This window comes from Vandammella animalimorsus, from assembly GCF_002285285.1.
GTDB classification, from domain to species: domain Bacteria; phylum Pseudomonadota; class Gammaproteobacteria; order Burkholderiales; family Burkholderiaceae_C; genus Lampropedia; species Lampropedia animalimorsus.
Window position 1 is genome coordinate 487,607 of record NZ_NSJF01000002.1, and the last position, 22,598, is coordinate 510,204.

At 66.6% G+C, this 22,598-nt stretch carries 19 protein-coding genes; all 19 read left to right on the top strand.

Annotation, left to right across the window (positions count from 1 at the left end; all coding sequences use genetic code 11):
• Positions 1 to 155 precede the first annotated feature (155 nt).
• The 19 genes from CK620_RS05600 to CK620_RS05690 all read left to right on the top strand — a co-directional run bounded on the left by CK620_RS05600 (position 156) and on the right by CK620_RS05690 (position 22,538).
• Positions 156 to 977 carry an IclR family transcriptional regulator gene (locus CK620_RS05600; protein WP_095549454.1) on the top strand — a complete coding sequence of 274 codons (822 nt, stop codon included), beginning with the start codon at positions 156 to 158 and terminating at the stop codon, positions 975 to 977.
• Positions 978 to 1,251: 274 nt separating this feature from the next.
• Positions 1,252 to 2,367 carry a CobW family GTP-binding protein gene (locus CK620_RS05605; protein WP_095549455.1) on the top strand — a complete coding sequence of 372 codons (1,116 nt, stop codon included), beginning with the start codon at positions 1,252 to 1,254 and terminating at the stop codon, positions 2,365 to 2,367.
• 413 nt (positions 2,368 to 2,780) lie between these two features.
• Positions 2,781 to 3,188, top strand: a complete 408-nt coding sequence (gene dksA / locus CK620_RS05610) for an RNA polymerase-binding protein DksA (protein ID WP_420894208.1) — start codon at positions 2,781 to 2,783, stop codon at positions 3,186 to 3,188.
• Positions 3,189 to 3,210: 22 nt separating this feature from the next.
• Positions 3,211 to 4,926, top strand: a complete 1,716-nt coding sequence (locus CK620_RS05615) for an STAS domain-containing protein (protein WP_095549457.1) — start codon at positions 3,211 to 3,213, stop codon at positions 4,924 to 4,926.
• Between the two features lie 85 nt (positions 4,927 to 5,011).
• Positions 5,012 to 5,566 (top strand): ATP-dependent protease subunit HslV, encoded by a 555-nt coding sequence (gene hslV, locus CK620_RS05620; protein ID WP_095549458.1) that lies wholly within the window; start codon positions 5,012 to 5,014, stop codon positions 5,564 to 5,566.
• A gap of 115 nt (positions 5,567 to 5,681) precedes the next feature.
• Positions 5,682 to 6,998: an ATP-dependent protease ATPase subunit HslU gene (gene hslU / locus CK620_RS05625; protein ID WP_095549459.1), complete on the top strand. Its 1,317-nt coding sequence runs from the start codon at positions 5,682 to 5,684 to the stop codon at positions 6,996 to 6,998.
• A gap of 272 nt (positions 6,999 to 7,270) precedes the next feature.
• Entirely contained in the window at positions 7,271 to 7,705 is a 435-nt protein-coding gene (gene mraZ / locus CK620_RS05630; protein WP_095549460.1) for a division/cell wall cluster transcriptional repressor MraZ, read from the top strand.
• On the top strand, positions 7,702 to 8,709 hold the full coding sequence (gene rsmH / locus CK620_RS05635; RefSeq protein ID WP_420894203.1) for a 16S rRNA (cytosine(1402)-N(4))-methyltransferase RsmH: 1,008 nt from the start codon (positions 7,702 to 7,704) through the stop codon (positions 8,707 to 8,709). The genes mraZ and rsmH overlap by 4 nt, the downstream gene beginning before the upstream one ends.
• Positions 8,706 to 9,074: a cell division protein FtsL gene (ftsL, locus tag CK620_RS05640; protein WP_338062600.1), complete on the top strand. Its 369-nt coding sequence runs from the start codon at positions 8,706 to 8,708 to the stop codon at positions 9,072 to 9,074. Before rsmH ends, ftsL begins: the two co-directional genes overlap by 4 nt.
• Positions 9,071 to 10,864 (top strand): peptidoglycan D,D-transpeptidase FtsI family protein, encoded by a 1,794-nt coding sequence (locus CK620_RS05645; RefSeq protein WP_095549462.1) that lies wholly within the window; start codon positions 9,071 to 9,073, stop codon positions 10,862 to 10,864. Before ftsL ends, CK620_RS05645 begins: the two co-directional genes overlap by 4 nt.
• Entirely contained in the window at positions 10,861 to 12,549 is a 1,689-nt protein-coding gene (locus CK620_RS05650; protein ID WP_095549463.1) for a Mur ligase family protein, read from the top strand. Before CK620_RS05645 ends, CK620_RS05650 begins: the two co-directional genes overlap by 4 nt.
• The gene (locus tag CK620_RS05655) at positions 12,549 to 13,961 is read left to right on the top strand and encodes a UDP-N-acetylmuramoyl-tripeptide--D-alanyl-D-alanine ligase (RefSeq protein WP_095549464.1); all 1,413 of its coding nucleotides are present in this window, start codon (positions 12,549 to 12,551) and stop codon (positions 13,959 to 13,961) included. The genes CK620_RS05650 and CK620_RS05655 overlap by 1 nt, the downstream gene beginning before the upstream one ends.
• Positions 13,958 to 15,139, top strand: coding sequence for a phospho-N-acetylmuramoyl-pentapeptide-transferase (gene mraY / locus CK620_RS05660; protein WP_095542496.1), 1,182 nt, complete (start codon positions 13,958 to 13,960; stop codon positions 15,137 to 15,139). The genes CK620_RS05655 and mraY overlap by 4 nt, the downstream gene beginning before the upstream one ends.
• Before the next feature lie 3 nt (positions 15,140 to 15,142).
• The gene (locus CK620_RS05665) at positions 15,143 to 16,933 is read left to right on the top strand and encodes a Mur ligase family protein (RefSeq protein ID WP_095549465.1); all 1,791 of its coding nucleotides are present in this window, start codon (positions 15,143 to 15,145) and stop codon (positions 16,931 to 16,933) included.
• Positions 16,930 to 18,237 carry a putative lipid II flippase FtsW gene (gene ftsW / locus CK620_RS05670; RefSeq protein ID WP_238944819.1) on the top strand — a complete coding sequence of 436 codons (1,308 nt, stop codon included), beginning with the start codon at positions 16,930 to 16,932 and terminating at the stop codon, positions 18,235 to 18,237. Before CK620_RS05665 ends, ftsW begins: the two co-directional genes overlap by 4 nt.
• Positions 18,234 to 19,304, top strand: a complete 1,071-nt coding sequence (gene murG, locus CK620_RS05675; protein WP_095549466.1) for an undecaprenyldiphospho-muramoylpentapeptide beta-N-acetylglucosaminyltransferase — start codon at positions 18,234 to 18,236, stop codon at positions 19,302 to 19,304. Before ftsW ends, murG begins: the two co-directional genes overlap by 4 nt.
• A complete protein-coding gene (gene murC / locus CK620_RS05680) occupies positions 19,301 to 20,743 on the top strand; it encodes a UDP-N-acetylmuramate--L-alanine ligase (protein WP_095549467.1) in 1,443 nt (480 codons plus the stop codon). Before murG ends, murC begins: the two co-directional genes overlap by 4 nt.
• Entirely contained in the window at positions 20,740 to 21,738 is a 999-nt protein-coding gene (locus CK620_RS05685; protein WP_095549468.1) for a D-alanine--D-alanine ligase, read from the top strand. The genes murC and CK620_RS05685 overlap by 4 nt, the downstream gene beginning before the upstream one ends.
• Positions 21,735 to 22,538: a cell division protein FtsQ/DivIB gene (locus CK620_RS05690; RefSeq protein ID WP_095549469.1), complete on the top strand. Its 804-nt coding sequence runs from the start codon at positions 21,735 to 21,737 to the stop codon at positions 22,536 to 22,538. The genes CK620_RS05685 and CK620_RS05690 overlap by 4 nt, the downstream gene beginning before the upstream one ends.
• Positions 22,539 to 22,598 lie beyond the last annotated feature (60 nt).

Genomic DNA, 22,598 nt, shown 5'->3' on the forward strand with positions numbered 1-22,598 from the left:
CTGGGCTGTGCGTGGCTGTCGCAATCGGCCCTTTGCCCTTTGAACAGGTTCTTATGCTTTGCGTAAAGCATATACGCAAGGCGTAATTTTTGCCTGCGTGTTTACCCCGATAGAATGGCCTGCGCCTTGCGTTGATTTGGCCCTTTTGCCCTGCCATGCCAGCTTCTTCATCCCCTCGCAATCCAGCGGCCGCAGCGCCAACGGCGCGCCATCGGCGCCAGCGCGTGCAGGCTGCGCAGACCGGCATGGATGTGCTCAAGGGCCTGGCCGAGCTTGATGGCCGCGCCAGCCTGACGGCGCTGTCGCAGCATGTGCAGTTGCCGCTGGCCAAGGTGCACCGCTATCTGATGAGCATGGTCGAGGCCGAGTTGGTGGCCCAGGATCCGGCCTCGCAGCAGTACTACCTGGGCACGCAGGCCATCCGCATCGGCCTGGCTGCCATGCGCCAGGCCGAGCCCATCCGCCTGGCCGAGCCGGCCTTGCTGCGCCTGCGCGAATCGCTGGCTGTGACCTGCTTCATCGCCGTGATGGGCAACCAGGGCCCGACCATTGTGCGCTTTGAGGAACCCAGCCTGCCGGTGACCGTGAACGTGCGCGCCGGCTCGGTGCTGTCGCTGCTGTGGTCGGCCACGGGGCGGGTATTTCTGTCGCATCTGGACGATGCCGCCATGGATCGCATGGCCGAGGCAGAGCTGCGCCGCTGCACGCCACAGCAACGCAGCCAGCTGGCGCCCAGTCGCCCGCTGCAGGCGCTGCGCGCCGAGCTGGGCCGAGCGCCGTGCTTGGCGGTGCGCGACACCAATCTGCCAGGCATCAGCGCCGTGGCTGCGCCGATCCGCGACCACTCCGGCAAGGTCGTGGCTGTGCTCACGGCGCTGGGCGCCAGTGGCGGCTTCGATGCCGGGCTGGACGGCCCCATCGCTCAGGCCGTGCAGCGCGAGGCCCAGGCCGTCAGCCGCGCGCTGGGCTGGATCTGAGAACCTGTTCAAAATCTCTGCGCGGAGGGCAACGAATCGGATTTGGGCGGTCTGCCGCGTTGCAAAGCCTCGCCATAGCCCAACTATGGCTGCGTTTTGCGCCTTGCAGCCCATCCCAAACCGCTTCTTGCCCATTCGCACCGAGATTTTGAACAGGTTCTGAAGGCCGGCTCCGAGCACGCGCCGAAGGGCTTGACAGGCTCGCTAAACTGATTCTTTTGGCTTTTGGCGGCTGCCGGTTTTGGCGGCCGTTGTTTCTAGGACTTGTGTACCCATGGCGTTGATTCCCACCACCATCCTGACCGGCTTTCTTGGCGCGGGCAAAACCACGTTGCTCAATCGCGTGCTGCAGGAGTCTCATGGCCAGCGCATTGCCGTGATCGAGAACGAGTTCGGCGAGGAAAACATCGACAACGAAATTCTGGTGCGCGAGGGGGACGAGCAAATCGTGCAGATGAGCAATGGCTGTATTTGCTGCACGATCCGTGAGGACTTGCGCAGCACCCTCAGCGAACTGGCGGCCAAGCGGCGCAGTGGGGCGTTGGCGTTCGATCGCGTCATCATCGAAACCACGGGCGTGGCCGATCCCGGGCCGGTGATCCAGACCTTTTTCATGGACGATGAGGTGGCCGAGCAGTACCTGGTTGACAGTGTGATCACCCTGGTCGATGCCAAGCATGCGCAGCAGCAACTCGACGACCGTCAGGAGGCGCGCCGCCAGGTCGGCTTTGCCGACCGCATCTTTCTGAGCAAGACCGACTTGATCGACGCGCCGCAGCGCCAGGCGTTGGTGCAACGCTTGCAGCGCATCAACCCGCGCGCGCAGATCAGCGTGGCGCACTTTGGCCAGGTGCCGCTGGAGCAGGTGCTGGATGTGCGCGGCTTCAACCTCAATGCCAAGCTGGATCTGGAGCCGGCGCTGCTGGAGCCTGGCGCGTCAGAGCATGCGCATGAGCACAGTCACGGGCACCACCATTGCGATGGGCACGGCCATGAACACGACGGGCACGAGTGCTGCGACGGACACGCGCACCATGAGCACGGTCATGACGCGCAGTGCAGCCACCCCAGCCACCACCACCACGATGACGACGTCAAGAGCTTCGTCTACCGCGCCACGCGGCCTTTCGACCCCGCGCGGCTGGAGGATTTTCTGGGCGCCATCGTCAACGTCTACGGCCCCAAGATGCTGCGCTACAAGGGCGTGCTGGACATGGCCGGCACGCAGCGCAAGGTGATCTTCCAGGGCGTGCACCAGCTCATGGGCAGTGACCTGGGGCCTGTCTGGGCCGAGGGCGAGCCGCGCGAGAGCAAGATGGTGTTCATCGGCATTGATCTGCCGCGCGACATCCTCGTGCAAGGTCTTGAGCAATGCCTTGTGCCGCAGTAAAACGCAGGGCAATGCGCTACATTCCAGGGCAGCGCAAAGCGGGCGATTGTGGCTACAATCCGCGCCCGTTCCCAGCCGCACCAACCAGGCGTGGCTGGGGTAAGAAGATCAATGGAGACCAGTGCGGCACTGGCGCCATCGGCCTTCCGGATAGTGCTTGCAGGATGACGGTGTTTTGTGTCCGGTCCGTGTGCCCAGGCGGCAATGCCGTGCAGGGCCTGGCGCCGAGCCATTCCTGACAGGCGCAAACCGGCAGGCTGCCCGGCGCGCAGCGCGCGGCACCAGAGTTAGAAGAGAGAGGCGGTTGAGAAATCATGGCAACTAAAACCACTGCGCGTACATCAGCAGCGCGGGCCAAGCCGGCCCAAACCAACGGCAAGACCGCGGCAGGCAAAGCCGCCAGCGATGTGCAGATGCTCACCGACCAGGACGTGCTGGCCATGCCGGAGAAGGACTACATGAATGCCGTGCAACTGGCGTTCTTCCGCAACAAGCTGGTGCAGCTCAAAGAAGACATGCTGCGCAAGGCTGGCGCGACCACTGAATATCTGCGTGAAGAAGTCTCCGTGGTGCCCGATCCGGCCGACCGCGCCACGATCGAGGAAGAGCACGCGCTGGAGTTGCGCACCCGCGACCGCGAGCGCAAGCTGCTCAAGAAAATCGAGCAGTCGATTGCCAGCATCGATGCTGGTGAATACGGCTACTGCGATGAAACGGGTGAGCCCATAGGCATTGGCCGCCTGCTGGCCCGCCCAACGGCCACGCTGTCGCTGGAAGCGCAGCAGCGTCGCGAGCTCAAGCAAAAAATGTTCGGGGACTGAAGGGCCCCACCGAGGTCTGCCCATGACCACCCAGAGCACGCCGCCGCCAGCAGGAGGAGCTCCGGCGACGGGGTTCTTATCCAAGATGGTCAGGTTTGTCAGCAATCCGACCAAGGACTGGAAGGAGCTCGACAGCCTGGGCCAGGCAGAGTCCAGCCCCGAAGACGACGTCAATGCGCAGGAGTTGCGCGAACGCATCGAGCGCAAGCGCCGCAACGACTTCATCCGCAAAGAAGAGTTTGCGCACTGGCGCAAAATCATCAATGCGCGCAAGAAGCGCCAGCCGCAGGCGCAGGTGCCGCCCAGCGTGTTGGCCAGGCTGGCGGCCAACAAGAGCGCCTCGGAAGAGGCGCGTGCCCAACCGACGACCACGCTGGGCAGCCGGCTGGGCACGCTGAAGAAGATCAACGAGATCGAGGAGCAGATTTCCAAGCAATGGTGGCAACAGGGCCGGCGTCAAGGCGCCGCGCAAGCGCCATCGGACCTGCAGCAGGAGGAGACGGAGTTTTTGTTTGCCAGCGACAGCCTGTTCTTTGCCGACATGGTGGCCAGGCAGGTGCGCCAGGCGCGCAGGTACTTGCAGGATCCGCAGGCCGAGCATCTGCCGCAGGATCCGGCGCAACAGCAGGCTTGCCGGGACATGGCGGTCAAGTTACAGCGCATGGACGAGGTGTTGGCATTTTTTGAATTGCAGGAGGAGTTTGTGCATCAGGCAGATCTCGAAGAGGCCTCGATACTGTTTGCCAGCAATCGTGTCGCAGAGGCGGAAAAGATTCTGGTTGACGTGATTCGCAAGCACGTCAACGATCCGCCGCAGGAGCAGGTGGACATTTGGATGGCCCTGTTCGACTTGTATCGCGCCGTGGGCGCGCAGGATCGCTTCGACGCCGTGGCGCTGGATTTCGCGCGGCGCTTCGACCGCTCTGCGCCGGTGTGGTTTTCGTTGCCTGAGCAGCTGGGCACTGAGCTGGCGCAGCAGCGCGAGTCCAAGCGCCCTTTCTCATGGACCAGTGCGGCCGATGTGAGCGTGCAAACGGTGGCTGCGGCCTCGGCCCTGCGCCAGCGTGCGGCCTCGCCCTACCAGTTCAACTGGAGCAGGCTCAAGAACATTCAGCCCGATGCCGTGGCCTCACTGGTGCAGCTCATTGGCGAGCTTGCCAGCTTGCAGGGCGTGGTGCAGTTCACCGGCGGCGATGTGCTGGTCAATCTGGTGCAGGAGCGCACGGTGGCCAACGATGCCAGCGTGGCGCGCGATTGGTGGTTGCTGCGTCTGGCGCTGCACCGGCTGATGAACGAGGCCGAGCAGTTCGAGCTGGCTGCGCTGGATTACACCATCACCTATGAGGAATCGCCCCCGGCCTGGGTTGCGCCCAAAGTTCAGTACCGTGATGGCTCGGCCCAGCCCGATGCAGTGAGCGCGGTCGCAGCCACGGCGGGCGAAGAGTCCGCACATTTGGACATGCAGAAATCCCGCTTGCAGGGGCGCATCGAAGACGATGCCACCGCCTTGCTCGATGAGGCCGTGGCGGCATTGCCGGCTGGCGCTCCGCTGGACATCGACTGCGGCAAGCTCATCGCGATGGACTTCAGCGCTGCAGGCTCGGTGCTGAACTGGGCGGCGCAGCAGCAAAGCGAAGGCCGCGTCGTGGTGTTCAGCAACCTGCACCGGCTGGTGGCGGTGTTCTTCAACGTCATCGGCATCAACGAGCACGCGCGTGTGCTGCCGCGCAAGAATTGAAGCCTTGAACGGGCTCTGAACAGGCTTTGAGCCGCTTTTGCCGCCGCGCCCTTGAAGTTCTGCGGGCCGCCCCTACGTGGCGGCGATGCAAGAACAATTTCATGGCACGACGATTCTGAGCGTGCGCCGCCGCGATGCGGCAGGCAAGATGCAGGTGGCCATTGGCGGCGATGGCCAGGTGACCCTGGGCAACATCGTCGTCAAGGGCACGGCGCGCAAAGTACGCAAGCTCTACCACGGCAAGGTGCTGGCCGGCTTTGCCGGGGCCACGGCCGATGCCTTCACGCTGTTTGAGCGCTTCGAAGCCAAGCTGGAAAAGCACCAGGGTCATCTGGCCCGCGCCGCGATCGAGCTGACCAAGGAATGGCGCACCGATCGCGTGCTGCGTCGTCTGGAGGCCATGCTGGCCGTGGCCGACAAGAACGTCTCCCTGATCATCACCGGCAACGGCGATGTGCTCGAGCCTGAGCAAGGCATCGTTGCCATCGGCTCGGGCGGCGCCTTTGCCCATTCGGCGGCCAAGGCGCTGTTGGCGCACTCGGAGCTTTCGGCCGAGCAGATCGTGCGCCAATCGTTGCAAATCGCCGGCGAGCTGTGCATCTACACCAACCTCAGCCACACCATCGAAGTGCTGGACTGATCTTGACCCTGCCCGCCTGCGCCCTGGCTGCGCTGCCCATGCCTTTTCGCCCCGCCAGGCTGGCCTGCGCGCCGGGCCTGCCAGGCGACGATCCAGACCCGAAGAAAGTGCATTTATGTCCTCGATGACACCCCAGGAAATCGTCTCTGAGCTCGACCGCCATGTGGTGGGCCAGCAAGCAGCTAAGCGCTCTGTGGCCATTGCCATGCGCAATCGTTGGCGTCGCCAGCAGGTGGCCGAGAGCCTGCGCGCCGAGATCACGCCCAAAAATATCTTGATGATTGGCCCCACCGGCGTGGGCAAGACCGAGCTGGCGCGGCGTTTGGCCAAGCTGGCCGATGCGCCTTTCATCAAGGTCGAGGCCACCAAGTTCACCGAGGTGGGCTATGTTGGCAAGGACGTGGACTCCATCGTGCGCGATTTGGTCGAAGTGGCCGTCAAGCTCGAGCGTGAAAGCGAAATGCGCCGCCTGCGCACCCGCGCCGAGGATGCGGCCGAAGACCGCATTCTTGATGTGCTGATCCCCACGGCCTCGGGCGACAGCGCAGCCTCCGACAGTACGGCGCGCCAGGTGTTTCGCAAGAAGCTGCGCGAGGGTCAGCTCGACGACAAGGAAATCGAGCTGGAATTGCTGGAGCAAAAGCCTCAGCTGGAAATCCTTGGGCCAGCCGGCATGCAGGACATGGCCGAAAGCCTGCGCGACTGGATGGGCCAGATGCAGCAGGGCCGCAGGAAAAAGCGCAAACTGCGCATCGACCAGGCGCGCAAGCTGCTGATCGACGAAGAAGCCGCTGGCCTGGTCAATGAGGAGGAGCTGCGCAGCCGCGCCCTGAATAACGCCGAGCAAAACGGCATCGTGTTCATCGATGAGATCGACAAGGTGGCCGTGCGCAGCGAGGCCTCCGGCACTGATGTGTCGCGCCAGGGCGTGCAGCGCGACCTGCTGCCGCTGGTCGAGGGCACGACGGTGCAAACCAAGTACGGCCTGATCAAGACCGATCACATGCTGTTCGTGGCCTCAGGCGCTTTCCACCTGAGCAAGCCCAGCGACTTGATCCCCGAGTTGCAAGGGCGCTTCCCGATCCGCGTTGAACTCGCTTCGCTGTCGGTGCAGGACTTCGTGGCCATCCTGGCCAATACCCAGGCCTCCATCGTCAAGCAGTACCAGGCGTTGTTGGCCACCGAGGGCGTGCAGCTGCAGTTTCAACCCGATGGCATCGAGCGCATTGCGCAAATCGCCCATGAGGTCAACGAGCGCACGGAAAACATCGGCGCGCGCCGCCTGGCCACGGTGATGGAGCGTCTGCTGGAGGAAATCAGTTTCGATGCCGCACGCCTGAGTGGTCAGAACATCCTCATCGACACCGCCTTCGTCGATGCTCGGCTGGGCGATCTCAGCCGCGACGAGGATCTCTCTCGTTACATCTTGTGAGCGCTGCCGCAAAGGGTTGCTTGAATCTCATAAGGATTTTCTAATACCCTTCTAACTCGTTAATTTTCCAAAAGATTTAGGCCGCCATCCTCGTCAGGGGTTGGCGGCTAACTTATTGATTCCATTGAAAGTAATTGTTTGCCAGACGGCGTCGCCAGAAAATCCTGTTAAAGTGTAATTAAGTGACGTAATCCAGTCATAAAGTGGGCTAGAGTGGGTTGCGTCAGTTCATTTTGGGGTGAGGGTGCGCATACCCGGCGCGGCTAGCAATCATGCTTTTCCAGGGGATTTCGTCGGTGACCATTGATGCCAAGGGTCGGCTTTCCGTGCCGACCCGGCATCGTGACGCCATCTCGAACCAGTTCGAGGGGCGGCTGACCATCACCCGGCATCCCGATGGCTGTCTGATGATCTTCCCGCGCCCGGAGTGGGAGAAATACCGCGAAAAAGTGCTGGCCCTGCCCGAGTCGGTGCGCTGGTGGAAGCGCATCCTGGTGGGCAATGCCATGGACGTGGAGATGGACGGCGCCGGTCGTCTGCTGGTGCCGCCCGAGCTGCGCCAGGCCGTCGGCCTGAGCAAGGAGGCCGTGCTGCTGGGCCTGGGCAATGTGTTCGAGCTGTGGGACAAGGCCAGCTACGAGGCCAAAGAGGCCGAGACTCTGCAGCAGCAGGCCATGCCCGATGCGATCAAGGACATCACGCTGTGAGCAAGACCTTGCCTTCAACTGCCATGCCCCCGCCAGCGGCTCCCGGCGCGCCCGAGGCCTGCGCCGCCGCGCAGCAGGCCGCAGCGGCGCTGGGCCACACCACGGTGCTGTTGCACGAGGCGGTGCAGGCCCTGCTGGGCGGGCCGGCTGCGCCCGGGCCGCGCTGCTGGGTCGATGGCACTTTCGGGCGTGGCGGGCACAGCCGCGCCATCCTGGCGCGCATGGCGGCCGAGGACCGTCTGGTGGTGTTCGACAAAGATCCCGAGGCCATCGCCCACGCCCAGTCGCTGGGCGATGGTCGCCTGCAGATTCGCCACGAGGGCTTTGCCCAGCTGGCTGGGTTGGAGCCCGCCAGTGTGGATGGCATTTTGATGGATCTGGGGGTTAGCTCCCCGCAGATTGACGACGCGCGCCGAGGTTTTAGCTTCCGCATGGACGGCCCGCTGGACATGCGCATGGACAGCAGCCGTGGGCAGACCGTGGCGCAATGGTTGGAACACGCCGAGCAAGGCGAGATTGCAGAGGTGATTCGTGAATACGGGCAAGAGCGGTATGCTGGCAGCGTTGCAAAGGCGATTGTTGCTCGCCGACAGGAGCGGGGGCCTATCACAGGCACCGCAGAACTCGCCGCACTCGTGGCTGGTGCGGTCAAAAGCCGTGAGCCGGGTCAGAACCCCGCGACGCGCACCTTTCAGGCTTTACGGATTTTCATCAATGCAGAGCTTGAAGAGCTGCAGCAAGCGCTGACGGCCAGCCTGCGGGTGCTCAAGAGCGGTGGGCGGCTGGTGGTGATCAGCTTCCATTCGCTGGAGGATCGCATCGTCAAGCGCTTCATTGAGCAGCACTCGCGCCAGCACTACGACCGGCGCATGCCACTGGCCCAGGAGCGCCCGATGCTGCTGCGCGCTGTGGCGCGCATCAAGCCCACGCAGGCCGAGGTGGAGGCCAACCCGCGCGCGCGCAGCGCCATCATGCGCGTGGCTGAAAGAACGGAGGCGCCATGATCGTGCGCCTGAATCTCGTGCTGCTGCTGCTCGTGGTGGGTTCTGCGCTGGCGCTGGTGCGCGTTCAGTACGAGTCGCGCCGCCTGTATTCCGAGCTGGACCGCGAAGTGGTGCAGGCCCGCCAGCTGGAGACCGAATCCGAAACGCTGCAAGTGGCCGTGCGCGCCCAGGCTGCGGCCGCGCGCGTGGAACAGTTTGCGCGCACTGAGCTGAAGATGACGCCTGCCATGCCGGCCACGACGCGCTACGTGCGCGAGCCGGCCGGGCGCAGCGCGCGCCTGGCCGAGCAACAGCGCCAGGCTTTGCTGCCGCAGGTGCAGGAGGGCGCGCCAGCGGCCCCGGCGCAGCAAGGGGGTGGGCAATGAAGCCGAGCGGCAACAGCAACAAGCGCGTGCGCGCCAGCCGCCCTGTGGCTTACGCCACCAGCCCCTTGCTGGCCAGCAAGGCGCCGGTCTGGCGCAGCCGCGTAGTGGTTGTCACCCTGGCGCTGGCCTTCATGGGCCTGGTGGCGCGCGCCGCGCATGTGCAGGTGTTTGGCAATGACTTCTTTCTGCGCCAGGGCGAGGTGCGCTATGCGCGCACGCTGGATTTGCCTGCTAATCGCGGCAAGATCGTCGATCGCAATGGCCTGATTCTGGCCTCCAGCGTACCTGCGGCCAGCATTTGGGCCATCCCGGAAGATGTGCGCCAGGGTGACGACGGGGCCGATGTGCAAAAGCAGCTGGCACAACTGGCGCGGCTGTTGAATATGCCGCTCAAGGATTTGCAGGCGCGCCTGTCCGATGAGGACAAGACCTTCGTCTGGCTGCGCCGCCAGCTCGACTGGGAGCTTGGGCAGGAGATCATGGCGCTGAAGATCAATGGCATCCATCTGCGCAAGGAGTACAAGCGCCAATACCCTGAGGGCGAGGCCGCGGCGCACATCGTCGGCTTCACCAACGTCGAGGACCAGGGCCAGGAAGGCGTGGAGCTGGCCTATAACCAGACGCTGGGCGGCAAGGCCGGCTCGCGCCGCGTGATCCGCAACCGCCTGGGGCAGATCGTCGAGAGCGTGGGCGACACGGTTGCGCCGGTGGACGGCCAGGACGTGCAGCTTTCCATCGACAGCAAGGTGCAGTTCTTCGCCAGCCAGAAACTGGCCGAGCAGGTGGCTGCGCACAAGGCCAAGGCAGGCAGCGTGGTGGTGCTCGATGCCCGCAGCGGCGAAATTCTGGCGCTGGCCAACTACCCCAGCTTCGATCCTTCCGCGCGCCGCAACCTCACGGGCGACCAACTGCGCAACCGCGCGCTGACCGATGTGTTCGAGCCCGGCTCGGTGATGAAGCCCATCACCGTGGCCATGGCGCTCGAAGCTGGCTTGGTCGGCCCCAAGACGCCCATCAACACCAGCCCCGGCTTTATCACCGTCACTGGCGCCAAGCTCTCGGACGTGCGCAACTTCGGCACGCTGACCGTGGAGGGCATCATCCAGAAGTCCAGCAACGTGGGCACCACCAAACTGGCGCAAATGATGGAGTCGCGCTACATGTGGGACGTGTTCGCCGCCACTGGCTTTGGCGAGCGCCCGCAGATTGGCTTTCCCGGCGTGGCCAGCGGCAACCTGCGGCCCTGGAAGACCTGGCGCCCGGTGGAGAAGGCCACCATGTCCTACGGCTACGGCCTATCGGCCAGCCTGCTGCAGATGGCGCGCTCCTACACCGTGTTCGCCAACGATGGCGTGCTGCTGCCAGCGACGCTGCTCAAGCGCAGCCAGCCGCCCGTGGGCGTGCAGGTGTTTTCCTCCAAGACGGCGCGGGCCGTGCGCCACATGCTGATGCTGGCGGCTGCGCCGGGCGGCTCGGGCCAGCGCGCGCAGACCGTGGGCTATTCCGTAGGCGGCAAGTCCGGCACGGCGCGCAAGCAGATCGGGCGCCACTATGCGGCCAACAAATACCGCTCCTGGTTCGTCGGCATGGCGCCGATGGAGAACCCGCGCATCATCGTTGCGGTGATGATCGACGAGCCCAGCGCCGGCCAGTATTACGGCGGCGCTGTGGCTGCGCCCGTGTTCAGCCAGGTGGTGCAGCAAAGCCTGCGCCTGCTGGGCGTCCAGCCGGACATGGACGTCAAGCCGCAGATCATTGCCACCGGCGTGGACGAGGAGGTGCTGCAATGAGCCAGCCGCCCATCCTGCAACAGCCCAGCCAAGCGCTGGCCTGGCTGCAACAGCACCTGGCGCCCGGCGCCAGCCTGCGCGACGACAGCCGGGCCGTGCAGCCCGGCGACGCCTTCTTCGCGCTGCCCAGCCAGTCTGCCCAAGGTCGCCCACTGGCGCGCCCTGCGCAACTGGCCGCGCACATTGAGGCCGCCAGCGCCGCTGGCGCTGCTGCGCTGCTGGTCGATGCCCAGGCCGCACAGGCCTGGTTGGCCGCACGCGCGGCCGGGCAAGCCCAGGCCCAGGCATTGCCTGCGCTGGCGCTGTACCCGCAACTGCGCCAGGCCAGCGGCGAGATCGCTGCGCTTTGGCACGGCCAGCCCAGCCAGGCGCTGGATGTGGTGGCCGTCACCGGCACCAACGGCAAAACCACGCTGGCCTGGTGGCTGGCCCATGTGCTGGGTTTGGCCGGGCGCCCCTGCGGCTACGTCGGCACGCTGGGCGTGGGCATGCCGCCGCAGGCTTTGCGCGACACCGGCCTGACTTCGCCCGGGCCGTTGCTGCTGCAAGCGGCGCTGCACGACATGCAGCGCCAGGGCGCCAGCGCCTGTGCCATCGAGGCCTCGTCGATCGGGCTGGAGCAGGCGCGCCTGGCCGGCACGCGCATCTGCGTGGCCGCCTTCACCAATTTCACCCAGGACCACCTGGACTACCACGGCAGCATGCAGGCCTACGGCGCAGCCAAGCGCCTGCTGTTCGACTGGCCCGGCCTGCAAGCTGCGGTGCTCAATGCCCAGGATGCTTACGGTCAAAGCCTGCGCCAGGCGCTGCTGGCGCGGCCTGGACTGGCCCTTTGGGATTACGCCGTGCAGGCCGATGGTCTGCCGGCGGCCACGGCGCGCCTGTGTGCCCAGGGTGTGCAGTTCGATGGCGACAGCGTGCGCTTCGAGGTGCTCGAATACGCCCCTGCCGCCCAGAGCGCAGCCCAGGGCGAAGTCAGTGCGCCGCTGCGCCAGGCGCAAGTGCGCGCGCGCGTTACTGGGCTTTACAGCGTGCAGAACCTGATGGCCTTGCTTGGCATGCTGCGCGCCATGGGGCTGGAGTTGGAGCAGGCCGCGCAGCTGTGCCGCCAGGTGCCGGCTGTGCCCGGTCGCATGCAGATGCTGGCGCAGCCGGGCAAGCCGCTGGTGGTGGTGGACTATGCCCACACCAGCGACGCGCTGCGCGCCGTGCTGCAGGCGCTGCGCCCGGTGGCGGCGCAGCGTGGCGGCCGGCTGAGCGTGCTGTTTGGCTGCGGCGGCGACCGCGACGCAGGCAAGCGCCCGCTGATGGCCATGGCCGCTGCGCAGACCGCCGATGCGCTGTGGATCACCAGCGACAACCCGCGCAGCGAAGATCCGCTGGCCATCATCGCGCAGATCGAAACCGGGCTGACACCAGCGCAGCGCGCCGCTGCCAAGGTGTTGCCTGAGCGCCGCGCGGCCATTGCCGCCGCCGTGGCCGCCGCGGCCGCGCACGACGTCCTGCTGCTGGCCGGCAAGGGCCACGAGGCCTACCAGGAGATCAAAGGGGTGCGTCACCCCTTCTCCGATCTGGATGAAGCCCAGCAAGCCTTGGCCAACTGGGGCAGCGCCAAGAACAAGCAAGAAGAAGGCAATGACGAGAACGACAAACGGGGCCAGGCCCCATCTGGGGTGGCCGCATGATGATGCAGTTGCAACAGGCCGCTGAGTGGCTCGGCCAGCAAGGGCTGGCGCCCGAGCTGCGCGCTGCGACCGGCCAGGAGCAGGTGGCGATCGAGCGCGTGCACACCGACAGCCGCAGCCTGCGCGCGGGCGATTTGTTCGTTGCGCTGGTCGGCGAGCGCTTCGATGGCCACGACTTCCTGGCCCAGGCGCAGGCCAGTGGCGCGGCCGCGGCGCTGGTGCAGCGCGGCCGCGCTGCAGAGCAGCTGCCCTGCCTGGAAGTGGCCGATACGCGCCAGGCCCTGCTGGCGCTGGCTGGGCAGTGGCGCAGCCAGCTGGCGCTGCCCGTCATCGCCGTCACCGGCAGCAACGGCAAGACCACGGTCACGCAAATGCTCGCCAGCATCCTGTGCGCCGCGCATGGCCAGGCTGCGCTGGCCACCCAGGGCAATCTGAACAACGACATCGGCCTGCCGCTGATGGTGCTGCGGCTGCGCGCGGCGCACCGCATGGCGGTGTTCGAGCTGGGCATGAACCATCCGGGCGAGATCGCCGCGCTGGCGGCCGTGGCCCAGCCCACGGTGGCGCTGGTCAACAACGCGCAGCGCGAGCACCAGGAGTTCATGCACAGCGTCGAGGCCGTGGCGCAGGAAAACGGCGCCGTGCTGGCGGCGTTGCCGGCCGATGGCGTGGCCGTGTTCCCCGCCGATGATGCTTTTGCGCCGCTGTGGCGCGGGCTGGCGCAGGGCCGGCGCATCGTGGATTTCGGCGCGCCCGGCAGCGCCGTGCAGTTGCGCCGCGCCCAGTGGGGCGAGGCCGGCTGGGCCATGGAGCTGGACATCGAAGGCCAGGCGCTGGAGCTGCAGCTTGGTGTGCTGGGGCGGCACAACGTGCGCAACGCCATGGCCGCCGCCGCTGCGGCCTGGGCTGCTGGCGTGCCGTTGGCGGCCATCGCCCAGGGTTTACAGGATTTCCGCCCAGTGCAGGGCAGGGGCGTTCTGCACCGTTTCTGCCACGACGATGGCACGCAGCAGTGGCTGATCGACGACAGCTACAACGCCAACCCGGATTCGGTGCGCGCGGCCATCGACACGCTGGCGGCGCTGCCCGCACCGCGCCTGTTGGTGCTGGGCGACATGGCAGAAGTTGGTGCACAGGGGCCGCAGTTCCATGCCGAGGTGGGTGAATACGCCCGCGCCCGTGGCATCGACGGGCTGTGGACGCTGGGCGCGCTGGCCGCACACGCGGCCAGCGCCTTCGGCGCGCAGGCGCGGCATTTCGAGTCGCGCGAGGCGCTGCTGCAAACGACGGCGCAGCAGGCGCACCTGCCCACCAGCATGCTGGTCAAGGGCTCGCGCTGCATGGCCATGGAGCAGGTGGTGCAGGCTGTGCTGGCGCTCGACGGCGCAGCCAGCGGGAGGGTCAGCCTATGATGCTGTGGCTCTCGCAATGGCTGCTGAACCTGAGCCCGGAGGGGCTGAGCTTTCTGCGCGTGGTGCAGTACCTGACCTTCCGCGCCATGATGGGCGCCATGACGGCGCTGGTCATCGGCTGGGTGGCCGGCCCGCGCGTGATCCGCTACCTGGTCTCGCTCAAGATCGGCCAGCCGGTGCGCGAATACGGGGTGCAAACCCATCTGGTCAAAAGCGGCACGCCCACCATGGGCGGCGTGCTGATCCTGATCGCCATAGCCGTGTCCACCCTGCTGTGGGCCGATCTGAGCAACCGCTTCGTCTGGGTCGTGCTCTGGGTCACGCTGGGCTTTGGCGCCATCGGCTGGGTCGATGATTGGCGCAAAGTGGTCTACAAGGATCCAGAGGGCATGCGTTCGCGCCAGAAGTTTCTGCTGCAGACCATCATCGGCCTGGTGGCGGCGCTGTACCTGGCCTTCAGCATTTCTGAAGTCAACAACATGCGCGTGCTGGCGCTGTTTGTGGATTGGGTGGCCTCGGGCTTCTCGCCCAGCTTCGAGCTCAACACCCAGCTGACCGTGCCGTTCTTCAAGGGCGTGGCCTATCCCCTGGGCGTGCTGGGCTTTGTCATCCTGAGTTTTCTGGTCATCGTCGGCGCCAGCAATGCGGTGAACTTCACCGACGGCCTGGACGGCCTGGCCATCATGCCGGTGGTGATGGTCGGCTCGGCGCTGGGCGTGTTTGCCTACGTCACCGGCAATGCCGTGTTCTCGCGCTATCTGCTGTTCCCGCACATTCCGGGCACGGGCGAGCTGCTGGTGTTTTGCGCCGCCATGTCCGGCGCGGGCCTGGCCTTTCTGTGGTTCAACGCCCACCCGGCCCAGGTCTTCATGGGCGACGTGGGCGCGCTGGCGCTGGGCGGCGCGCTGGGCACCATCGCTGTGATCGTGCGCCAGGAGTTCGTGCTGGCCATCATGGGCGGCGTGTTCGTGGCCGAGGCGCTTTCGGTCATCGCCCAGGTGGGCTGGTTCAAGTACACGCGCCGACGCTACGGCCAGGGCCGTCGCCTGCTGCTGATGGCGCCGCTGCACCACCACTTCGAGAAAAAGGGCTGGAAGGAAACCCAGGTCGTGGTGCGCTTCTGGATCATCACCATGTTTCTGTGCCTGGCGGGCCTGGCCACGCTGAAGCTGAGGTAAGCCATGCCTGCGCACATGCCGACAACGACAACCAATGCCTCGCCCCTGGTGCTGATCCTGGGGCTGGGCATTTCTGGCCTGGCCATGGCGCGCTGGTGCGCCAGCCAGGGCCAGCGCGTGCGCGTGGCCGATACGCGCTCGGCCCCGCCTGGGCAGCAGGCGCTGCAACAGCTGCCAGGCGTGGAGTGCCGCTTCGGCCAGCCGCTGCAGGCCCAGTTGCTGTGCAGCAGCGTGGGCCACGTCGAAGTTTCGGCTGTGTATTGTTCGCCCGGCCTGGCCCCAGCTGAAGTGGCCGCAGTGCGTGAGGCGGCAGCGCGCAGCGGCGTGTTCTTCGGTGGCGAGTTGGATCTGTTCACCCAGGCGCTGCGCCGCTTGCGCCAGCAGCACCACTACCAGCCCCAGGTGCTGGCCATCACCGGCACCAATGGCAAAACCACAGTGACGTCGTTGACGGCCCAGCTGCTCGAGCGCGCTGGCCAGCGCGTGGCCGTGGCCGGCAACATCGGCCCCTCGCTGCTCGACACCTTGGCGCAATGCCTGGCCCAGGCCGAGGCCGCAGCGCAACAAGCCGACTTGCAAAGCGAGGTGCTGCCAGCGCCCGCTGCCGAGCAGGAGGCCGGCGCCGACTTGGACGCCGGCCCCGAGGCTGAAGCCGACACCGACACCGATACCGAAACCGACGCTGACGGCAAGGCACAGCCGCCCGCCGCAGCCGCGCAGGCCGGGCCCGATGCCCTGGCGCGCGCCCTGCCACAGACCTGGGTGCTGGAGCTGTCGAGCTTCCAGCTGGACTACAGCAGCGGCTTCGAGCCCACGGCCGGCGTGATTCTGAACATCAGCCAGGACCATCTGGACTGGCACGGCAGCCAACAGGCCTATGTGCAGGCCAAGGCCAAGGTGTATGGCCAGCAGGGCGTGGTCGTCATGAACCGTGACGACGCCACCTTGATGGCCTTGTTGCCCGAGCTGACGCCCGCGCCCGCGGCCAAATCGCCCAGGGGCGGGCGGGCTGCGGCACAGCGCCAGGTGCTGCACTTCGGCCTGCAGGCGCCGCAGCAATGGGGCGACTGGGGCGTGGTTGTGGAGCACGGCATGCCTTGGCTGGCAACCACCGTGGGCGAGGCGCCGCCCGCAGGCCGCAGCGGCCAGGGCCGCAAGGCCCAGGCGGGCGAGTGGTTCGTGCAGCGGCTCATGCCGGCCGATGCGATGCGCATCCGCGGCCAGCACAACGTGGCCAACGCCCTGGCGGCGCTGGCGCTGGCCAGCACTACGGGCGCGGCCCTGGCCCCCATGCTGCACGGCTTGCGCGAATACCGTGGCGAGCCGCACCGCGTGCAGTCGCTGGGCCTGGTGCAGGGCGTGGAGTACATCGACGACAGCAAGGGCACCAACGTGGGCGCCACCGCTGCGGCGCTGTGCGGCCTGGTGCCCGATGGCCGCGCCAGCCGCCGGCTGGTGGTGATTCTGGGCGGCCTGGGTAAGGGACAGGATTTCGCGCCGCTGCGCGAGCCGGTGCGCCAAGCGGCGCGTGCGGTGCTGCTCATCGGCCAGGATGCGCCGGCCATTGCCCAGGCGCTGCAGGACTGTGGCGTGCCGCTGGTGCACGCCGATGGCCTGCCCGAAGCCGTGGCCCAGGCGGCGGCGTTGGCGCAGCCGGGCGATGCCGTGCTGCTCTCGCCGGCCTGCGCCAGCATGGACATGTTTCGCGACTACGCGCACCGCGCCCAGGTATTCGCCGACAGCGTACAGGCGCTGGCGTTGGACGCTGGGCAAAGCCTGGAGGCCTGGACATGAGCATGGCCACACCGAACAAGAAAAGCGGCTGGTTGGGCCGCCTGGGTCTGCGCGGGCGCGAGCCCGATGGCGCGCTGGAGCTGCCGGTGCGCTCGGCCGGGCTGGAGTACCGCTACACCACTTCGCCCAGGCCGGTGACCATCCAAAGCGTCGATCAGACCTTGCTGGGCGTGCTGGCGGGCATTCTGGCCTGGAGTCTGGTGATGGTGTATTCGGCCTCGATCGCGCTGGCCGACAACCCGCGCTTTGGCGGCATCAGCAACGAGTTTTTCCTGATCCGCCACGCCGTCTCGATGGCCGTGGCGCTGGTGGCCGCCATCGCGGTGTTTCAGATCTCGATGGAAACCTGGCGCGCCAGCGCCATCTGGCTGCTGCTGGGCACGCTGGCGCTGCTGGTGCTGGTGCTGGTGCCGGGGCTGGGCATTTCCGTCAACGGCGCGCGGCGCTGGCTGCCGCTGGGCGTGATGCGTTTTCAGCCCTCGGAGCTGGCCAAGCTGGCCGTGGTGATCTACGCGGCCGACTACATGGTGCGGCGCATGGACGTGCGCGAAGACTTCTTTCGCGCCGTCGCGCCCATTGGCGCGGCCGTGGGGCTGATTGGCTTTTTGCTGCTGGCCGAGCCGGACATGGGCGCCTTCGTGGTCGTGGCGGTGATTGCCGTGGGCATTTTGTTCCTGGGCGGCGTGAACCTGCGCGGCTTCTTGCTGATGCTGCTGGTGCTGGGCCTGGCCTTCATGTTCATCATCTGGACTTCGCCCTGGCGGCGCGACCGCATTTTTGCCTACCTCGACCCCTGGGCCGAGGAGCACAGGCTCGGGCGCGGTTACCAGCTCACGCACTCGCTGATCGCCTTTGGCCGTGGCGAGGGCTGGGGCGTGGGCCTGGGCGGCAGCGTGGAAAAGCTGCATTGGCTGCCCGAGGCGCACACCGACTTCATCCTGGCTGTGATCGGCGAGGAGTTCGGCCTGCTGGGCGTGGCGGTGCTGATTGCCGTGTTCTTCTGGCTCACGCGGCGCATCATGGTCATCGGCCGCCAGGCCGTGGCGCTGGACCGCATCTTCGCCGGCCTGGTCGCGCAGGGCATCGGGCTGTGGATCGGCTTTCAGTCGGTCATCAACATTGGCGTGAACCTGGGCGCGCTGCCCACCAAAGGGCTGACGCTGCCGCTGATGAGCTTTGGCGGCTCGGCCGTGCTGCTGAACCTGGTGGCCATGGCCGTGGTGCTGCGGGTGGATTACGAAAACAGGCTTTTGATGCAGGGCAGAAGACTCGACGCAGAAGGCCGGGGGGAGAGGGCAACATGAGTGAAGCGGGCAAAAGGGTACTGATCATGGCCGGCGGCACGGGCGGGCACATCTTCCCCGGCATTGCCGTGGCCCAGGCACTGCAGGCCAGCGGCTGGCAGGTGGCCTGGCTGGGCGGCACCGGCGGCATGGAGCACCAACTGGTGCCCGGCTACGGGCTGGAGCTGCACACCGTGGCCTTTGCCGGCGTGCGCGGCAAGGGCGTCAAGCCCTTGCTGCTGCTGCCCTGGCGGCTGGGCTCGGCCTGGCTGCAGGCGCGGCGCCTGATGGCGCAGCTGCAGCCGCAGCTGGTGCTGGGCTTTGGCGGTTACATCAGCGTGCCCGGCGGGCTGGCCGCAGTCAGCCGCCGCATCCCGCTGGTGCTGCATGAGCAAAACGCCGTGCCCGGCCTGGCCAACCGCCTGCTGGCGCACGTGGCGCGCCTGACGTTCACGGCCTTTCCCAAGGCGCTGCGCGGCGCGCAGTGGGTGGGCAACCCCTTGCGCGCGGAGTTCGCCCAGCAGGCCTCGCCGCGCAAGCGCTTTGCCCACCGCGAAGGGCCGCTGCGCCTGCTGGTGATCGGCGGCAGCCTGGGCGCGCAGGCGCTCAACGACATCGTGCCGCGCGCGCTGGCGCTGATCCCCGCGCAGCAGCGCCCGCAGGTCACGCACCAAAGCGGCGCCAAGCAGCTCGAGGCGCTCAAGGCCAATTACGCCCAGGCGGGCGTCGAGGCCGAGTTGACAGCCTTCATCAAGAACACCGCGCGCGCCTATGCCGAGGCCGATCTGGTGCTGTGCCGCGCCGGCGCCAGCACCGTCACCGAGATCGCCGCTGTGGGCGCGGCAGCCTGCTTCGTGCCCTATCCGCACGCGGTGGACGACCACCAGACGGTCAATGCCAACTACCTGGTGACCGAGGACGCGGCCTGGCTGGTACAGCAAAACGCGCTCACGCCTCAGGCCCTGGCCGAGTTCATCCAGCGCCTGACGCGCGATGAATTGTGCGCGCGCGCCGCCAAGGCCCAGGCGCTGGCAAAAATGGATGCAGTCGAGCAGATCGTGCAGGCTTGCGAGGAGTTGGTCGAATGAAGCACGCCGTGCGCCAGATTCACTTCGTGGGCATCGGCGGCGCGGGCATGAGCCCGATCGCCGAGGTGTTGCACAACCAGGGCTATATCGTCAGCGGCTCGGATCTGCAGGACAGCGCCACCGTGCGACGTCTGCAGTCGTTGGGCATCCGCACCTTCATCGGCCACGATGCCGCACAGGTGGCGCAGGCCGATGCCGTGGTTACCTCCACCGCCGTCAAGGCCGACAACCCCGAAGTCGTGGCCGCGCGTCAACGCGGCATCCCGGTGGTGCCGCGCGCCATGATGCTCGCTGAGCTGATGCGCCAGCGCCAGGGCATTGCGGTGGCCGGCACGCATGGCAAGACCACCACCACCAGCCTGGTCACCAGCATTCTGATTGAGGCTGGGTTGGACCCGACCTTCGTCATTGGCGGGCGACTGCACAGCGCTGGCGCCAACGCCTGCCTGGGGCAGGGCGATTACATCGTGGTCGAGGCCGATGAGTCCGATGCCTCCTTCCTGTGCCTGACGCCGGTGATGGCCGTCATCACCAACATCGACGCGGACCACATGGAAACCTACGGCCACGACCTGGGCCGCCTGCACCAGGCATTCGTGGACTTTTTGCACCGCATGCCCTTTTATGGCACGGCCGTGCTGTGCAGCGACAACGAAGGCGTGCGCGCCATCCTGCCCCAGGTCAACTGCGCCGTGACCACCTATGGCTTGGGCGAGGGGGCGCAGGTGCGCGGCGTCGATCTGCGCGCCGAGGGCACGCGCATGCACTTCACCGTACAGCGCGGCCACGGCACGGCCCGCGCCATGCCGGATTTGCCTGTTTGCCTGAATCTGCCGGGCGAGCACAACGTGCGCAATGCGCTGGCGGCCATCGCCATTGCCACGCAGCTGGGTGCGGACGATGCGGCCATGCAGCGGGCGCTGGCGCAGTTCCAGGGCGTGGGCCGGCGCTTTCAGCAGTACGGCGCGTTGCCCACCGGGCGCGGCGGCGAGTTCGAGCTGGTGCAGGACTACGGCCACCACCCGGTGGAAGTGGCCGCCACCATTGCCGCAGCGCGCGGCGCATTCCCGGGGCGGCGCCTGCTGGTGGCCTTTCAGCCGCACCGCTATTCGCGCACGCGCGATTGCTTTGAGGATTTCGTGCAAGCCCTGAGCGCTGCCGATGGCGTGTTCCTGACCGAGGTGTACGCCGCAGGCGAGCCTCCCATTGTTGCTGCCGATGGGCGCTCGCTGGCGCGCGCCATCCGTGTGGCTGGCAAGGTCGAGCCGGTGTTCGTCGAATCGGTGGCGGCGCTGGGCGAGGCCATCGAGGCCACGTTGGCCGATGGCGATGTGGTGGTGTTCATGGGCGCGGGCAACATTGGCGCGGCCGCCGACGACTGGGCCCAGCGCTTGCGTGCCAGGGCGGCGCAAGGCATTGAAGTGGAGTCGAAACAATGAACAAGGATTTGGAGCTGAGCGTGGCCGAGCTGGGCAAGGTGGCGGTGCTGATGGGCGGCACCTCGGCCGAGCGCGAGGTTTCGTTGATGTCAGGCCAGGGCGTGCTAAAGGCCCTGCGCACGCATGGCGTGGACGCACACGCCTTCGACACTGGCAAGCGCCCGCTGTGGGACTTGCGCCAGGAAGGCTTTGCGCGCTGCTTCATTGCGCTGCACGGCCGTGGCGGAGAGGACGGCACCATCCAGGGCCTGCTGGAGCTGCTGGGTATCCCCTATACCGGCCCGGGCGTGACAGCTTCGGCCATGGCGATGGACAAGGTGCTGACCAAACGCCTGTGGCAAGCCGATGGGCTGGCCACCCCAGGCTGGCGCCTGGCCGATTCGCCCCAGGCCGTGGCCCTGGCGCTGGAAGAGTTGGGCGCGCCCATGATCGTCAAACCCGCGCGCGAGGGCTCGACCATCGGCCTGACCAAGGTCGTCAGCAGCGATCAGTGTGAGCAGGCTTATGCGCTGGCCGCGCGCTACGACGCGCAGGTGCTGTGCGAGCAATTCATCGATGGCGAGGAAACCACCTGTGCGGTGCTGCAGCTGCCCGGGCAAAAGGCGCGCGCCTTGCCGGTGATCCGCATCGTCGCGCCCGGCGGCAACTACGACTACGAGAACAAGTATTTCGGCGAGTCCACGCAGTACTACTGCCCCAGTGGCCTGCCTGCGCAGCTGGAAGAGCAGATCCAGCGCATGAGCCTGCAGGCCTACCAGTCGCTGGGCTGCCGCGGCTGGTCGCGTGTGGACGTGATGATCCGCGAAAGCGATGGCAAGCCCTTTTTGCTGGAGATCAACACCTCGCCGGGCATGACTGGCCACTCGTTGGTGCCGATGGCCGCACGCGCTGCAGGCATCAGCTATGAGGACTTGTGCCTGCAAATCCTGCTGGCGTCGCGCTGCGATGGCGCAGCGCCTCGGCAACACATGGACGAAAGGGCCGCTGCGGTATGAGAGCGATCCAGCCGCCACCAGTGGATGTACGCCTGATGAACGCCACGGCTTCGCTGGTGTTTTTGGGCGTGTTCGCGCTGGCCTGTGCGGCGCTGGTGGCCTGGCTGCTGCGCAATCCGGCTTTTGCCATTGCGCAAGTGGTGGTGCATGGAAACCCGCAGCACAGCAGCGCCGTGAGTTTGCGCGCCAATGTGCTGCCGCAACTGCAGGGCAATCTGTTCACGTTGAACCTGGCACTGGCCAGGCAGGCTTTTGAGCAAATGCCCTGGGTGCGACACGCTGAGCTGCGGCGCGGCTTTCCGAACACGCTGGAGGTGGTGCTGGAAGAGCATCAGCCCGTGGCCATGTGGGACGGCTCGGACGCCCAGGCCATGCTCAACAGCTTTGGCGAAGTGTTTGAGGCCAACCGTGGCGAGGTCGAGCACGAGAACCTGCCGCGTCTGGCTGGCCCGGATGGGCAGTCGCAGCAGGTGCTGGCGATGTATCGCTATCTGGCGCAGCTGTTGCAGCAGCGCCAGCCGACTACGCAGACCGCACAGGCTGTGGCGTTGTACCTGACGCCGCGCGGCAACTGGCAGCTGTTTCTGGATAACGGCGCGCAACTGGAGCTGGGCGCTGGCGAGCAGGCCCAGGTCGGCGCCCGGCTGCTGGATTTCATCGACACCTTGCCGCAGGCCCTGGGACCGCTGGGCGTCAAGCCTGGCGCGCTGGAGTATGCCGATCTGCGGCACAGCAACGGCTATGCCATCCGCCTGCGCGGCGTGGCCACACAGCCCGAGACGCGTGCGCAGGGCAAGTGAGGGGGCCGGGGCATGGGCAATGGATCAACCGACACGAAATGGACACTGGCCGCAAAGGCC

Coding starts and splice junctions, on each gene's coding strand:
- CK620_RS05600 (WP_095549454.1), top strand. CDS start 156: ATGCCAGCTTCTTCATCCCCTCGCAATCCAGCGGCCGCAGCGCCAACG.
- CK620_RS05605 (WP_095549455.1), top strand. CDS start 1,252: ATGGCGTTGATTCCCACCACCATCCTGACCGGCTTTCTTGGCGCGGGC.
- dksA (WP_420894208.1), top strand. CDS start 2,781: ATGCTCACCGACCAGGACGTGCTGGCCATGCCGGAGAAGGACTACATG.
- CK620_RS05615 (WP_095549457.1), top strand. CDS start 3,211: ATGACCACCCAGAGCACGCCGCCGCCAGCAGGAGGAGCTCCGGCGACG.
- hslV (WP_095549458.1), top strand. CDS start 5,012: ATGCAAGAACAATTTCATGGCACGACGATTCTGAGCGTGCGCCGCCGC.
- hslU (WP_095549459.1), top strand. CDS start 5,682: ATGTCCTCGATGACACCCCAGGAAATCGTCTCTGAGCTCGACCGCCAT.
- mraZ (WP_095549460.1), top strand. CDS start 7,271: ATGCTTTTCCAGGGGATTTCGTCGGTGACCATTGATGCCAAGGGTCGG.
- ftsL (WP_338062600.1), top strand. CDS start 8,706: ATGATCGTGCGCCTGAATCTCGTGCTGCTGCTGCTCGTGGTGGGTTCT.
- CK620_RS05645 (WP_095549462.1), top strand. CDS start 9,071: ATGAAGCCGAGCGGCAACAGCAACAAGCGCGTGCGCGCCAGCCGCCCT.
- CK620_RS05650 (WP_095549463.1), top strand. CDS start 10,861: ATGAGCCAGCCGCCCATCCTGCAACAGCCCAGCCAAGCGCTGGCCTGG.
- CK620_RS05655 (WP_095549464.1), top strand. CDS start 12,549: ATGATGCAGTTGCAACAGGCCGCTGAGTGGCTCGGCCAGCAAGGGCTG.
- mraY (WP_095542496.1), top strand. CDS start 13,958: ATGATGCTGTGGCTCTCGCAATGGCTGCTGAACCTGAGCCCGGAGGGG.
- CK620_RS05665 (WP_095549465.1), top strand. CDS start 15,143: ATGCCTGCGCACATGCCGACAACGACAACCAATGCCTCGCCCCTGGTG.
- ftsW (WP_238944819.1), top strand. CDS start 16,930: ATGAGCATGGCCACACCGAACAAGAAAAGCGGCTGGTTGGGCCGCCTG.
- murG (WP_095549466.1), top strand. CDS start 18,234: ATGAGTGAAGCGGGCAAAAGGGTACTGATCATGGCCGGCGGCACGGGC.
- murC (WP_095549467.1), top strand. CDS start 19,301: ATGAAGCACGCCGTGCGCCAGATTCACTTCGTGGGCATCGGCGGCGCG.
- CK620_RS05685 (WP_095549468.1), top strand. CDS start 20,740: ATGAACAAGGATTTGGAGCTGAGCGTGGCCGAGCTGGGCAAGGTGGCG.
- CK620_RS05690 (WP_095549469.1), top strand. CDS start 21,735: ATGAGAGCGATCCAGCCGCCACCAGTGGATGTACGCCTGATGAACGCC.